Annotated in this window: 12 protein-coding genes and 1 pseudogene; 11 read left to right on the forward strand and 2 right to left on the reverse strand. The window is 37.2% G+C overall.

The window, feature by feature from the left end:
• Positions 1–322: pseudogene (locus IM797_RS10875) on the forward strand (transporter); the annotation flags it as partial.
• A 270-nt stretch (positions 323–592) separates the two neighbouring features.
• Here the strand turns inward: IM797_RS10875 and IM797_RS10880 are convergent.
• The gene (locus IM797_RS10880; protein ID WP_194127161.1) at positions 593–1,081 is read right to left on the reverse strand and encodes a ferritin-like domain-containing protein; all 489 of its coding nucleotides are present in this window, start codon (positions 1,079–1,081) and stop codon (positions 593–595) included.
• 190 nt (positions 1,082–1,271) lie between these two features.
• Between IM797_RS10880 and IM797_RS10885 the strand changes: the two genes are divergently transcribed.
• Positions 1,272–1,874 carry a TetR/AcrR family transcriptional regulator gene (locus tag IM797_RS10885; RefSeq protein ID WP_194127162.1) on the forward strand — a complete coding sequence of 201 codons (603 nt, stop codon included), beginning with the start codon at positions 1,272–1,274 and terminating at the stop codon, positions 1,872–1,874.
• A 343-nt stretch (positions 1,875–2,217) separates the two neighbouring features.
• A complete protein-coding gene (locus IM797_RS10890) occupies positions 2,218–2,451 on the forward strand; it encodes a hypothetical protein (RefSeq protein ID WP_194127163.1) in 234 nt (77 codons plus the stop codon).
• A 699-nt stretch (positions 2,452–3,150) separates the two neighbouring features.
• On the opposite strand, the gene IM797_RS10895 is transcribed toward IM797_RS10890, so the two are convergent.
• Entirely contained in the window at positions 3,151–3,534 is a 384-nt protein-coding gene (locus IM797_RS10895; protein WP_194127164.1) for a helix-turn-helix domain-containing protein, read from the reverse strand.
• 276 nt (positions 3,535–3,810) lie between these two features.
• Between IM797_RS10895 and IM797_RS10900 the strand changes: the two genes are divergently transcribed.
• The 8 genes from IM797_RS10900 to IM797_RS10935 all read left to right on the forward strand — a co-directional run bounded on the left by IM797_RS10900 (position 3,811) and on the right by IM797_RS10935 (position 15,428).
• A complete protein-coding gene (locus tag IM797_RS10900; RefSeq protein WP_255526826.1) occupies positions 3,811–4,050 on the forward strand; it encodes a DsbA family protein in 240 nt (79 codons plus the stop codon).
• Between the two features lie 982 nt (positions 4,051–5,032).
• Positions 5,033–7,495 (forward strand): RICIN domain-containing protein, encoded by a 2,463-nt coding sequence (locus IM797_RS10905; protein ID WP_194127165.1) that lies wholly within the window; start codon positions 5,033–5,035, stop codon positions 7,493–7,495.
• Between the two features lie 435 nt (positions 7,496–7,930).
• Positions 7,931–8,224: a sugar-binding domain-containing protein gene (locus IM797_RS28685; protein WP_194127623.1), complete on the forward strand. Its 294-nt coding sequence runs from the start codon at positions 7,931–7,933 to the stop codon at positions 8,222–8,224.
• Between the two features lie 694 nt (positions 8,225–8,918).
• On the forward strand, positions 8,919–11,285 hold the full coding sequence (locus IM797_RS10915; protein ID WP_194127166.1) for a heparinase II/III family protein: 2,367 nt from the start codon (positions 8,919–8,921) through the stop codon (positions 11,283–11,285).
• Positions 11,286–11,325: 40 nt separating this feature from the next.
• Positions 11,326–12,426, forward strand: a complete 1,101-nt coding sequence (locus tag IM797_RS10920; protein ID WP_194127167.1) for an alginate lyase family protein — start codon at positions 11,326–11,328, stop codon at positions 12,424–12,426.
• A gap of 14 nt (positions 12,427–12,440) precedes the next feature.
• Positions 12,441–14,276 (forward strand): glycoside hydrolase family 97 protein, encoded by a 1,836-nt coding sequence (locus IM797_RS10925; protein WP_194127168.1) that lies wholly within the window; start codon positions 12,441–12,443, stop codon positions 14,274–14,276.
• A gap of 602 nt (positions 14,277–14,878) precedes the next feature.
• A complete protein-coding gene (locus IM797_RS10930) occupies positions 14,879–15,121 on the forward strand; it encodes a hypothetical protein (RefSeq protein WP_194127169.1) in 243 nt (80 codons plus the stop codon).
• A gap of 133 nt (positions 15,122–15,254) precedes the next feature.
• Positions 15,255–15,428, forward strand: coding sequence for a hypothetical protein (locus IM797_RS10935; RefSeq protein WP_194127170.1), 174 nt, complete (start codon positions 15,255–15,257; stop codon positions 15,426–15,428).
• Positions 15,429–15,570: the final 142 nt, after the last annotated feature.

Consider the following 15,570-nt stretch of genomic DNA (forward strand, 5'->3'; position numbering starts at 1 on the left):
GGAGAATAAGCATGAATACAGTTATGGTAATAAATTCACCACAAATGTATTGGCTTATTATAAATTTCGGATAGCAAATAAAGTAACGGTAGCTCCAAATGTTGGCGTACTTTACGAAACGGCCGATAAAGATGTGGAGAATAAGAAATATGATGTGGCTGTCTCGGGCGGTTATTCTTTATCTGCTGTTGGGGGTGTCGAGGTGGCTATGAAAAGACTGTCATTCGGTGCCAATTATCAAAATGTACGTTCACAGGATCTTGCTGGTGGCAGAGCCTATGCAGGCAACCGTATGATGGTTCACATGTCAATACCATTCTAATTCAATTCATCATGAAAAATAAATGTGCTTTAGGAGATCAATGATGTAATCTAAATCTTAAATAATGACTGATAGTGTATTGGTTTTCTTGATGAGTACCAGTCCGCCCGTAAAATATCTAATTCAGCTTTGGAATAGTATAACCAAATGAGTAGTTATGTGAATGTTGTCTTTTATGGTTTTAGCGCTTTCTTATTAAAAAAAACCGATATACATAACTGATATCGGTTTTAGAAAAATAGATTGTTTCTTTAATACTAAATGGACTGCTTATACCTTTGAGTTTGCCAATTTTGTGTAATGTTCATCAGCTTTTTTCATCTCGTCAGTCATTTTTGAAAATTTTTCTGCTTGCTTCTTATAACCAAGCTTATTTGCCGTCGCTGCTAATCCTCCATAAGCTGATATGTAATAATGCAATGCGATTTGAGCAGATGCAATTACCCCCAAATCCCTAACATCTTCATCTTTAGATTCAGCAATACTATCAGTGGCGTCATGAATGCCCTGCATAATCTCGTTATTTATCTCAAGAACTTCTTGGCCTGTCTCTTCTATTAAAGTATCTATTTTTTTCGCATGTTCTGCAGCAGCAGCCGAACCATGGTCAATAGCATCATTCAATTCTTCAGAAGTAATGTATTCTTTCAATTTTTCAGTTGTTTTTACTCCAATTTCATTGGCTTTTTTCAATGAACTTAATCCATGAAGATACCATACTTTTAGTGCTTCTTCATTAGGTTTTTGTAATTTCGACATAGTAATTTTTTTAGATTAATAAATACATAATTTTGAATATATAACACAATGACAAAATAAAAGTTTTTGTCATTGTGTTATATTTTACTGCTTAGTCTATTTCATTTGTTGTATATATAGCTATTTCATCATTTATAAAAAATGAATGATAGATTTTGACAATCAATTTTTTTTGCTCTATTTCGGGTATATGAAAGATACATCCAAAGAAGAGTCATTCAAGTTGCAGGTGCTGGAGCAGGCTAAGAAACTAATCGAAATATTTGGATATCACTCTCTTGTTATGGAAGATATTGCGAGGGCTGTAGGAAAATCTAGGTCGACACTTTACCTATATTTCAAAGACAAGGAAGATATTTTCGATTATGTTATCAATGATGAACTTGCTTCTTATAAATCAAAATTGGCTGAAAATATAAATGAAATAGAGAGTGCAGACAAGATGTTTGTTGAATTTATTGCAATTAAGTTAAACTTCGTAATTTCAAAGATCCGACAGTATGAACATTTGAGTGCGGAAATAGATACGCATCCGGAAATTTTGAAAAGAATACTTTCACTCAGCAGTCCTGATGACTTAATGATCTTAGAATCAATAATCTTAAAAGGAACTAAAGATGGGGTTTTCAAAGGATCCGAACCAAACAAGCTAGATCTGAGGGCAAAAATTTTGCTGGATTGCATAAACGGAATTACCGGTGCTTTGGGCCATAATTATTCAGACGTTAAAACACTGATTTTGACAGTTCAGGAGCTCCTATTGGGAGCACTTTTTATAAAAAATAAATTATGAGCCAGTATGATAAATAATGATCAGGGTATTTAGAGTTACAATATAAACGCAGATCTTAATCTTGGGTAATTATTATTAATATTACATAAGACTTATAAAAATAAATGGCTAAAAATCTAGTATAATAAAAATATTGTGAACGAATAAAAATATAATTTCATAACCATTATGATTATTCTATTAAATATTAAGATAATATATTGCATTCGGAAGGAAGCTTAATTTGAATTTTTTAAAAATTGTTAATGAAAAGCACAGCATATCATTAAGCCAAGCTTTATCTTTGAATGTCAAATGAGGAAACTCTGTTAAATGCTTTTTCTCGGTATGGCAGATTTAATTATTGACCAAAGATGAATCGGGAGATAAGAGCGAAAATCTGCATTTACTACTGTTTCCATCAAATAACCCAATGCACATTATTGATGAAGTTCTTGATTTTGACATCATAGACAAGCTTAAAATTGTAATCAACAATCAGACTTTTAATCTAGATTTATTATTGCAAAAATTAGGAACAGCCTTTAAAACCAATCCAAAGTTGGATTCATTTAGCTATCCTATTACAATGGAATGAGTGATTTGCAAGTTTTAGGAGAAGGTGATTGACTATCCCAGATATTTTTGCATAGTGGGCATGCTTTAAAATTGACAACTAAATGCAATGACATCTATAATATATTCAACCCTAATCAAGCCAAGCGGAAAAGCTAATAATCATATTTCAGATCAAGAAAACTTGTATCCGTATTCCAAATATCTATCCGTAAGGAATTTTTGATCTATATTTTCGCAAGCCTTAAAAAAAAATCTACTACAGGAATAGGGCTTGGCTTTAAAATAGGCTTTCTTGTCATTAAACCTTATCGTAGCAGCCATAAGATCTTCTTGAATGAAATTTTCTTAACATTTAGTTTTGAAATGATTTTTAAACTAAACACAAAGGTATAACAAACATGTAGGCGAATTGTAAAAAAATACCTATACCCATGTGAGCATTAATGTTTTCAATAAAAACGGCAATTGAAATCATAATTATTATCGATACATAGAAGATCATATAATTAACCGTTTAAAAAGAGCATACTAAAAATAAGTTTAACAAAATAAATCTTAAAAAAATGAATCATTGAAGGCTTTTATTTTAATTATCAAAACTATTACCTCCTGAAATCCGTCGCGGATTTTTTCCCCGAATAGCATTTAAATGATAAGTCCTGATATATTGCCTTTAAAGTGATATTGGTTGTATTAGTGATTGCTTCAAAAAGATTTTTTACAGCTTCTTTGAGTCACCTCCAATCATTTCCCTCCTGTGGTGTAAGCCCCAATCTGCAATAGCGTTGAGTACAGTTTGCAGGCTCATGCCATGCTTGGTAATCTCGTATTGCACCTTTATCGGCTTGGTATCCAATACAGTTCTTTTTATAAGCTGGTGCAATTCCAGCTCTTGCAATTCCTTAGACAGCATTCTTGGTGCTATCCCTTCTATTTCACGCATTAACTGCATAAAATGCATACTCCCTTTATACATTAATGTACCTATAATAAAAGTTTTCCATTTACCATTCAGTACATCCTTGGCGTCACGAATACCGCGAAGCATTTTTCCGCATAACAGTGGATTTTCCAGATCGTAAATTATATTATCATCCCTCATCTCAATATTATTTTAGACTAAGTTCCCGATAATTATCAACATATACAATGGTAATATACTTCCCTTTTTGTAACCACTACACTAAAGTTAAGACATATCTGATTTATAGTTGCCAAGCCGGAAATTTGTGGCAGAATCACTCAGTTATATGATCAAACAAGCAACCATAGTTTTCCAGCTACTATTGATTGCCTTGTATTTACGGCTTGTAGCCAGGAAAACCCAGAGCAAGGGGTAGATAAAACTTCAAACAAAAAAAACTTAAAATTAACTAACATGAAAACAGCAAATCAAAAGATAAAAGTAGATATCTGGTCTGACATCGCCTGTCCATTTTGCTACCTAGTTAAAAGAAATTTTGAAACGGCAATGAAATATTTCCCAAACAGGGATCAGATAGAAGTTGAATGGCATAGTTTCCAGTTAGTGCCCGATGCTAAAAGCGGCACCGGGCTAAATGCTGATGATGCCCTCGCAGCACAAGCTATTGTGAAGGTTTTTTACTCATCGGTATAATGTGTGCCGTTGTGATTCCGCTGATTTTCCTGTCCAAGATTAAAAATGGCGAGAGCTTGGTAGTTGATAGAGGACATTTATTGACATATCCATTTAAAACAATTGCTTTACCCCGACAAAGTGTCATTGCTTGCTGATGCTAGGAAACTTTTTTCCGATCTTTTGCTTTGAATGTGTTTTAATAACAAGTATAAATCTTTTAGATGCGCGAAGGAATGAAATTCATAACCCCTATTTGCGTGATTCTTTTTTTTATCGATCACGGGAATTTGCCAGTGGTTTCTGCTATATTACCTATTGTAAATGCCAATTTAGCTTTTCCTTTTGGTAAATAAATCCGGGTTTTTTCTGCTTTTCCGTCTAAATACATCTTGATAGTTTCGGCATATCTTGAGTTTGAAAAATTGTATACATTAACCGGTATTTTTAGTGTTTCTTATTTTTGTCAGTTTGCAACCGTTAAAAGTAATTAAATTTAGTACCATAATTTTTTTGACGCTCTATGCAACGATTGATTGGCATCTAGATAAATTCTTAGTTTTGTGATTTCAGATTGCTCAGCAATAGATCAAGTATAGTAATAAGGTTGACCTTCCGTCAAACTCACTAATGAATTGTCTGTAAAGCTTTCATGGAAAAGCTATCTGGATATTCTATTTGCTAATTAATAAAAAGATAACCAAATAGTAGATCTGCTTAGGGAGAGGTTCTTTTTTGATAAATGATTATATGCAGAGTCGATCATCGTGTTATTCTGTTAAAAATTAATCTTAAAAATCGTAATGACAATATGCTGATATTTTTGAGACTGCTGATATGTGGCCTGCCTTTGCATATTTTTTTTTATAAATATTTGAGTATAATTTACTTATCTCGTTGTCCTTCTCTATAGTGAAGAAATAATATTGTTTTAGACAGTACTTCCAAAAGCTGATAAACAAGAAATCTAAAGCGCTTTATCTAACCAAATTATATATAGACCATGATTGCATTTTTATTAATCAGGAAAAAGTTAACCGATGTTTCGGTTGCTATTTTCTTTAAAGGGGACAGTAAACAATTTGTTTTTCTTTTTTTCTTGTTGTTTTTAGCAAGCCAGACCGTTAAAAGCCAATTTGTACATCCTGGTGGGGTACATAATCAGGCTGATCTGAACAGGATGAAAACTAAAGTTGCAGCAAATATTTCCCCATGGATTGAAGGTTGGAATTTGATGATTGCAGATTCTAAAGCTCGTAATACATACGTGGCAAATCCTTCTTCAAATATCGGCGGCTCAGGAATTCGTCAGCAAGCGGCAAGAGATGCAACTGCAGCTTACTACAACACATTACGCTGGCATATCACTGGGGATACAACCTATGCTAATTGCGCCGTCCGAATTCTGAATGCCTGGTCTGCTGCTATCAACCAGGTCGTATCAGGAGAATTATTCCAGCTTCCTGTTATGCAGATGGTACAGGCTGCCGAACTTTTAAGGACTTATCCCGGATGGGCACCGACAGATTTTACGCGTTTTAAGAATGTTAGTCTTAATTATTTCTATCCGGCCTGTCATAATTTTCTTGGAGGCTGTGGTAGCTGGCCAGGTTGGGACGCACCGGCCAATGCCTGCATCCTTTATATAGGTATATTATGTGATGATCAGGCAAAATTTGATGAAGCAATAAATTATTACAAAACTGGCACTGGTGGCGGAAATATCCTGAATGCGATCCCACATGCTTCCGGTCAGATATCTGAAATGGGTCGTGACCAGCCACATGCAGAAATTGGCCCAACCATTATGGCTGAGATGTGCCAGACAGCATTGAATCAGGGCGTGGATTTGTTTGGCTTTTCAAGCAACAGATTGCTTGCCGGATTTGAATATTTCAGTAAATTCAATTTGAACAATGCGGTTAACTGGGTTCCATATAATGACTGTGATAACCACAATTTTTTGTACTTGGCTTTGAGCGCTCAAAATCGTATTAGCCAGGCTCCCGCATATGAGTTAATCTATAATTATTATGTAGTTAGTAAAGGATTAAGTGCTCCATTTACCAGAGCAATGATCAATCTAAGGGGGATGAAGGCAGTTACGGGAGAATATTTAGGTTACTGCGGCCTGACTTACACGCTTTCTGATACCACAACGATATTCAATCCAAAGCCGCTTCCTATAGCTCCAACTGGTCTGACCGCTACTGCAGGATTATCAAGTATAGCACTCCATTGGACAAAGCCAACTGGAAACGTTGCCAATGGATACAGTATTTTGCGTTCCACGAGTGCCGGTGGTACTTTTACACCTATAGGAACACTTGATTACAATACTTCAACGGAATACATAGACAAGACCGTAACCAATGGCACGACTTACTATTATAAGGTCTCAGCTAGAAATCAATCGGGAACTGGTGCGGCCTCAGGAGTGGCAATCGCAGTACCTGCAGCATCAGGTACTGCGATTCCCGTCGAATGGAATATGAATGATGTTGGAACTGTTGCCTCTAATGGGAGCACTGTGTATGCAGATGCCAATAATAAAACTTTTGTAGTAACTGGTTCTGGCGTTAAAATTGGCGGTAACGCTGATTCACATGCTTACTTGAATCTTAATGTGACAGGAGATTTTACCATTACAAGCCGTCTGCTTAGCACTACGCTTTCCTCGACCAATGCGGACAGAGCAGGCATCATTATGCGCGAATCCCTCAATGCTAATTCTGCGATGGCTTCTATTGGTCTGGGTGATTCCGGATTTCGAACCGTATGGCTTGCCACGCGGGCGACGACTGCTGGGGGGACTTCCTGGAGTGCTGGTGACTCTCATACCTGGCAGCCCGTTTGGTTCAGATTGCAGCGAGTAGGAAATGTATTCGCCGGATATCAATCCTCTGATGGAATTACCTGGTTTTCTGTTGGTTCTGTGACAATTTCGATGTCTGCTAGTTACTATGTTGGTTTCTATGTATGTAGTGGCTCGACTACTGCTGGGGTAACTACCGCGGCTACTTTTGATAATATTTCAGGAACCGGGACGGTAAACATAAGTGGTAATTACATGCTAACTAATGTGGCTAGTATAAAAAAACTGGATAATCTAGGTCTTACAACAGATGGGTCGGAGGTCGGACAATGGATAAATACAGGCAGCAATAGTCAAAAGTGGGCTGTAGAACCATATGGAGATTACTACAGACTAAAGTGTATACAAAGCGGTAAATATCTTGATGGATTAGGGCATACAGCAAATGCTTCAACCGTCGGTCAATGGGCCGGAACCGGTAGTAATAATCAGCAATGGTCGATCGTTCCTCAGGGAGGTTCTTACAGGCTAGTTAATCGTTCTAATGGTAAATGTATCGACACAGGTGGTGGCACGATTGATGGATCTATTATGCAATTTTGGCCACAGGCTAATACCAATAATCAATTATGGATTTTAACTAAACTGTAAATACTTTTTATAGGATGATGAATGGCTAAGTCAAGTTTGGAGCGATATTCCGCTTAGCTGCTGAATTGAAAACATAATTGTAATCAATGGATACAAAACGATACTTTGGGTTGCTTTATTTCTATCTAACATAACTTCTTTTGCACAGTCTCAGGTTAAGTATTTATCTGAGACTGGCGCAGAAAGTACTTTAAGCTGGGATTTTTATTGTTCAGCGGGTATGAACAGTAAAAAATGGACCAATATTAATGTATCTTTCTTCTGGGAACAGAAAAGTTTTTGACATTATAACTAAGGATATGTACCAATAAAAAAGCGATTCAATGAGGAAGGATATTATGAGTATGCTTTAATTAAGTTCCCCAGTGGAAAGGAAAAAACTTTCGGTTTTTTGAAGGCGTATTTACAGATTGTGAAGTATTTCCCGAATGGTAAATCTGTCGGAAAGCATCATGGGCGTATGAATTTAATTTTGACATATCAGCTTTCCTAAGCTATGAGCATAAGAATATACTGGAAGTAAAAGTAAAAAAACTTTCTGAGAATAAATCTGTAAACCAAGCCGAACTCGAATCTGATTTTTGGAATTTCGGAGGGATTTTTCGCCCGGTATATCTTCAGATTAATCCTGTTGAATATATTGAGCATCTGGACATCGATGCAGGTGCAGATGGGACAATTAAGACGGATGTTGCGATAAGTAAATATAGAAATGACAAGAAATTATAATTGTCTATCCAGGATTTAAGGGTGAAAAAATCGCTGTTTTTAGCGATCCTATCAGTGTAAAATCGGGGACATTTCGCGTTAAGCATAAGGCTGAAAATCCTATGCTGTGGTCAGCTGAATTCTCAAACCTCTATCTGGCAGTATATCAAATACGAGATAAAGCTGGAAAGGAACTGCATCAGAAGATAGAAAAAATTGTTTTTAGAACGGTTGAAGTGACGGAACAGGATGGCACCTAAGTCAATGGGGTCCGAGGCCACTGGGGTAGCATAGCTAACGAAATTGGGCTGGTCGAGGGGCGGAATCTTCTTGAACGAAATGAAAAAACAAGGCCTAAAAGATCTTAAAGTCATCATCATATTGGTTCAGTACCAACCCCACTTGTTTTATTTCATTCGACCAGATGTGATCTATAAAAGTAACTTTGTAAGGATCTTTTAGCGATAACACTAAAGTATAACCTACCTGTATAATTCCTATTTTTAAAAAATATTACTTTTTTGAGTATGTAATCGGAATGTCTTTGTCATTATTATATGAACATAGATAATTCTCTTATCAAAGATATTCAAGGCGAACTTCCATTTTCTTTTAAAAAGAATGAAATTTCGAGCGTAAACGTAAAGAAACATTGGCAACGTATACTCAACAATATGGCGGTTATGTCAGCTGGAAATTAAAGTATAATTACTAGATGAAATCAATTATATCAGGTGTGAGACAGCCAATATTTTTTGTTATTACGATCGTGTCTTTATTTTCCTTTAGCAAAGGGCTCTCACAACAGGCGGATAAGGTGAAAAGCCATCCTTATTTGTTGTATACCACCGAGCGTATAAATCATGTTAAAGAACAAATAAAACGCGACAGCTCATTTTACAATTCTTGGAATGGCATTAAATCGAAAGCTGATCAGTCCATTTGTCAAGGCAAGGGGGTGGATATAGAAGGTTTGGCTTTGGCATACAGAATGACGGGTGAGCGTCGTTATGCTGAACAGGCTAAAAGACTCTTGATCCAGTTGACTGAGCAAAAGGGCTGGGATGGAATGGAGGATCGTACGCCAGAATGGAACTCGGGATTGGGGACAGCACATAAAAATTTTTTAACAGCAGTTACTTTCGATGCAATATATGACGTGCTCTCTTCAGAGGAAAGGAGAACTATTGCCAATGGTATTGTCGCTCTGGGAATAAAGCCATCGTTGGCGGATTGGTTGTCACATGATCAGCGTATTCACTCGATCAACTCCATGGGCCACAACTGGTGGAGTTCTATTGTGTTTCAGGCGGGTATGGCATCTCTGGCAGTGATGACTGAGATACCTGAAGCTAAAAGTTGGGCTGAAGATGTGATTCTGGCAAGTAAGGAATGGTTTGGTTTTTCAGGAAGTATTCTAGAAAACAAGCCGTCTAATTTCGATTCTGCTGGTGGATTTTATGAGAGTGTGAGCTATGCTAATTTTGGTATCGGTGAGTACCTGATGTTCCGCGTCGCCTGGACCAATGCGTTTTCTCCCATAAAAATGCCTTATGATCAACTGCTTGAAAAAACAATCACCTGGTTTATGGACATTTCTTATCCGAATTCAGGGGCTTTGATGTCACTGAACTTTGGTGATTCAAATCCTTATGCGAACGGTGACCGACTTGTTAAGTTAATGCTCGCTCTTGGCTTTAAGAATAAAAACTACAACTGGTACCTCAATCATCTGGGAAACAGCAGGCATAAAGAAGACCTTCGGATAAGTACGCCATTGGGATTGCTTTATTCTCCGGGTAGGGTCTCATCGCCTGAAAGTCCTGAGTTGCCGAGATCTGCTATATATCCGGATATGGGATGGGCAATGTTGAGATCGTCCTGGGATAAAAATGCAACATTGCTTGGTGTCAAGTCTGGTTTTACCTGGAATCATGCTCATGCAGATGCTGGATCGTTTATTTTATACCATAGTGGAAAAAATATTTTGATAGATGGCGGCAATGTGAGTTATGGAGATGCTGAATATAGTGCTTATTCAGTTCGCAGCGAGGTACATAATGTAATGTTATTCAATGGGAAGGCTCAAAATTCTCAAGATCAGCATTTTGCTGTTAAAAACAGCGGGCATTTATATCACTTAATGGATGCTGGAGGTATCAAATACATTCTTGCTGATGCCCAGGGTCCAACAGCTCAAAATTTCTTGAAAAATTATCGCAGTTTTTTCTGGATCGGAGATGTTATCCTGGTTATTGATGATGTCAAAGCTTATGAGCAAGGTCGGTTCGAGTGGTTGTTGCACTATGCCAACACTATTAAAAAGAAGGGGATAGACCTGGAAATAGAGAATGATTCAGCACTTGTTCTTGTCAGACCGCTTTTTCCTGAAACTTTGCCGAATGGTTATCCTCATGATTTTCCTGAAAAAATGCGTTTGGAAGAGCGTATGGCAATTAAGGATCACGATGCAAAAACAAAATTACCTTATTTCGCTATTTACCCTCCGGAAAACTATAGTCAGACAAAATTCATTAATGCAATTATATTACTTTGGGATCAGCATAAAGCGATGGACACCTTTACGGGTTATTCAGGTGCCGTTGCTCCTTCGCCGAGAACCAATCTTCCTCAGATTGAAAAGCTGGAAGGAAAAAATTACATCGGCGTGAAAATTACTCAAAAGGGAAAAGTGACAGAACTTTATTTTAACCTGCTGGCTGATGGAAGGCTTATGCATCGGAACAGTAATAATGCAATTAATGGCTGGGAAACTGATGCTTACTTGATGGCTTTAACATATAATGAAAATGTCAAAATTCCTTCCGTGTCAAATGTAGAGCGGTATTTCGTAGCTAACGGTAGCTATTTAAGGAAAGCAAACGAAACCGTACTGCATTCGCTCTCAAAGGTTTTTATGGTCAGCAACTACAAGAATGGTACGGCAGAGGTAGTTTTGCAAGGACAGCCCACCATTCGCGCAGATTTAAAGCTAAATACTAAACCAGCTCAGCTCAACCTAAATGCAAAAACATCGCCGGTGATTTATAAAGATGGAAAACTGGTTTTAAACGTCAATTAACATTTTTATGTTCTATTCGATCAGGATTTTTTATTTAATAATGCTATCTCTGTTGTTTTTTAATGGCCGTGCTCAGAAACGCTTTGTACATCCTGGTGTTTTGCATTCCTTGGCCTCATTTGAAACTATGCGTGAGGTTGTTCAGCGAAAAAATGTTCCCGGCTACAGCGCTTATCTCCTGATGGCCGGGCATCCTTGTGCAAGTGCTTTCTACCAGTTAAGGGGCCCTTTTGAGTTCATTGCACGTGATGGTGAGTTTAAGTATACTAAGGGTGAAATGGAAATGGATTTTAGTGCAGCCTACCTCAATGCAATTATGTGGATGATCACTAAAGATCAGGCCCATGCCCGTAAGTCAATAGAAATTCTCGAATCTTACGCTGATAGCTTAAAGGGAATTCCTGTAAGTAACGATGCTGCCTTGCTGGCAGGCCTGGAGGGATCTAAAATTGTGAATGCTATTGAAATATTATCGCATTCGGAGAGTGGCTTGAAAAAGTTCCAGGTCGATAAAATCAATAAAATGATTAAATGTATTTTTTTGCCCGTATGTGATCGTTTTTATAGTTCCAGGGCATACACTAACGGAAATTGGGGGGCAATAGTCACCCGTATGTATATTGGGGCGGCAGTGTATTTTGACGATGAAAAGATGTACCGTAGTGCGGTAGAATTTTACATAAATGGGAATGATAATGGAACCATAAAAAATTATGTCAGTGAAAACGGTCAGATTCAAGAAAGTGGACGTGATCAGGGACATGCTCAACTGGGTTTGGGAGCAATGGCATCTATATGCGAAATTTCCTGGAATCAAGGACAGGACTTGTACAAAATCTTTAATAATCGATTGCTTAATGGTTTCGAATATGTAGCTAAATACAATTTAGGAGAAGATCATGTTCCTTTTGTTCGCTGGAAAGATATTACAGGGAAATATAGTAACTGGACGGAAATTTCGGCCATTGGAAGGGGGAAATTCATACCTATCTACGAAATGGTTTACAACCACTATGTAGGCTTAAAAGGGCTTTCCATGCCTTTTACCAGAAAAGTTTTGGAACGAACCAGGCCGGAAGGATATGACAGGGATCAACCTGCATTTGGAACTTTGCTTTTTAAATATGCCACATATAAATGACAAATAAGATAATTATGAAGATTTTTACTCCTCGTTTTTCGCAGCTGTTTTTGCTGCTTTTATTGTTCAACAGATTTAATAGTTTCGCTCAGCATAAGGCTACTTATCAGGTGTATTCACCTGATAAGTACACAGCAGCAACATTTTCAACAGATTCTGAAGGAACACTAAAATACATGGTCAGTTATGATGGTAAGACTGTTGTTGACTGGTCGGATTTGGGATTAAAACTGCAGGACGCTGTAACAGGAAAAAATATCGTTATCGGAAAAGTTGTCCAGAAAAAATATGTTGAGAAATTCAAATGGCAATTTGGCGAACGGGAATTTATTGAAAGCAGGTTTCAGGAAATGATCCTCTCTTGTAGTTCAGAAGATTTTAAATTTGATGTTACTATCAGGCTTTTTAATGGGAGTCTAGCATTCAAATATGTAATTCCTAAGCAAAAGAAAACAGATTTTGTCATTGAAAAGGAATTGACTGCTTTTAATTTCCCGGACCCGTATCTGCTGTATCAGTATCACCATGAATCTGTCTTTACACCTACAATGATTGATTCATTACGAACCAACTCCGACTTCCCGGTTACACTTAGCAACGGTAATTTATTTCTTATGATAGGTGAAGCAAACAATACCAGCTATACCAAAGCTGAACTTCAAAAAGGAGAGGGAAGTAATAGTTTGGTAGTTTCCTTTGCTCAAGATAAGAATGTTAAGTTTTCAGAAGCTTTTGACACGCCTTGGAGAACCATAAGTTTTTCGAAATCCGCTATTGGATTACATCAGTATAGTGATTTGTTCTTAAAATTAAGTCCTGCACCTTCACTAAAATTAGCCGCTGGTATTAAACCGGGAAAATTGATCAGGTCGGATTTAAATACTCAGGCAGGTCTGGACTGTATAGATCTTGCTCATAAAATGAATTTTAAATACATCATGTTCGATGCCGGCTGGTATGGCCCGGAGCGGTCAGTCTCATCTGATCCTCGTTTACCCATTGAAAAGCTAGATCTAAAGAAGGTTATCAAATATGGTGAAGATCGAGGTGTGGGTGTACTACTCTATGTCAATTATATTGCATTGCAAAATCACTTGGATGAGATTTTACCTTTGTATAAGAAATGGGGAATTGCTGGTATGAAGTTTGGATTTGTCGATGGTTTTACGCAGAAAGGTCTTACCTGGCTTAGTGGTGCGATAAAGAAAGTAAATGACTATGGCTTGGTTCTGAACATTCACGATAATTATAAACCAACGGGATTGAGTAGAACTTACCCTTCCTTGTTTTCTCAGGAAGGTATAAGGGGGGATGAAAATGGGCCTGATGCTTTTCATAATACCACTTTGCCGTATACACGTTTTTTAGCTGGCGCTGCAGATTTTACGTTCTGCTTTCCCAATCCTAAGAATAATTTTACAAAGAATTTGAAGGTTAGTAAAGCGCAGCAACTTGCTTTGACTGTAGTTTATTATAGTCCTCTCCAAGCGATATTCTGGTATGGGAAACCGAATGATTATACAAACGAAAATGAAATTGAGTTTTTTAAGTATGTTCCGACTGTTTGGGATGAAACGCATTACGTATCTGGAGAAATAGGAAAGTCTGTTTGTGTTGCCAGGCGAAGTGCTGCAACCTGGTATTTGGGGAATGCAGCAGGACTAACCGACTGGAAACAGACTATTAAATTGGATTTTCTGGATGCTAAGAAGAGGTATAATGCCACTGTCTACGAAGATGATGGAAATGGCGGTATATCGAAGAGAAGTCTGAGGGTTAAAAAAGGAGATGTGTTTTCAATTGAAATAAAGGCAAAAGGTGGTCAGGCAATGATCATTAGTCCTGTATAGATCAGAGAACGCTGATCAGTTGAGTTAGAATTATTTTTCTGCTGTCTTACAAATAACCACAATTGAATTTTTATGAAAATTTTGCGAACCTTATTGATGTCTTCTGTATTTCTATTTTCTTGTTCTGCAATTAATGCACAATTTAATCCTTATAAAACGATTTTTTATTTGAACAAGCTTCAAACTTTGAAAGTTATTTCTTCAGATAGTCTTAATATTTAACGCAGTGTCGGACATGACAAAAAAGACTGGCGTTTTGTAGGTTATAAAGAATCGTGAAGTGGTTTTTGGTCTTGTATACTGTGTTATGTTTATGAAAGTACCCATCAGACCAGGTTTAAAGAACAGGATGATCGGTTCTCCCGGTAACTTGCTCCACTTTCTCAGATAAGAGCTTTTGATCAAGATATCTGTTTTCAGATTTTTAATAGCCATTGGTAATGGCTACCGGTTAACCAAAAATTCAGAATATAAAAAGATTATACTTGCCGCTACTGATATACTAGCTACGCTATTTAATATTAATTATTGGAACAATACTCTCCTGGCGCCGGCCGGTCCCAGAAAGGGAATAGCCTCAGAAAAATACTATTATAGATAATATGATCAATCTTGAAATGTTGTTCTTAGTTTCTAAAAACGCAGGCAGTAAAAGGCTTTTTAAAATTGCAGTATCTCATGTGAAGACTACCATTAAGAATCATTTTAGGCCCGATTATACTTCATATCACGCTGTTGTATATAACAAAGAAAGTGATAAGAAAATAAAAGAAGTGCCTCACCAGGCATACGCTGATGATTCTATGTGGAAAGAGCTATTCAATGATAATTCCTTTGGAGAGTGAAGAGTCAGACACCGATGGATTTGGTTTGCGGTGGCAATGGCATACAAATCAAAAATACATTGGAGCTTAATGATTAGAAATTAGCACTACCTGCGGCTTTTTGTTTATACAACCATAAAGATGCTACAAACCTATGGCCAGTGCCGAATTTATTACTGCAAAAGCTGCCTGCTCCCAACTTTACCGCTACAAAAAAAGTGAAATTAGGGATCGAATGGGGGGAAGTATGCATGGTAAAAAAGCTGGTTTATTTATGATGGGAAATGATTATACTTATGTTGCGATTTCAAGAGATGAAGCAGGTTAAAAGCTAAGTCAGGTGATCTGTAAGGATGCATTGAACGGAAATATGGGTTTGTTGATGGAAGAAATAAAATCCTGAAATAAGAAGTTTACCTCAGGCTGCATCTATCTGCGGCCGATCCGCTGTGTACTTTTACTTATAGTGA

The sequence above is a fragment of the Pedobacter sp. MC2016-24 genome (assembly GCF_015223055.1).
GTDB lineage: Bacteria > Bacteroidota > Bacteroidia > Sphingobacteriales > Sphingobacteriaceae > Pedobacter.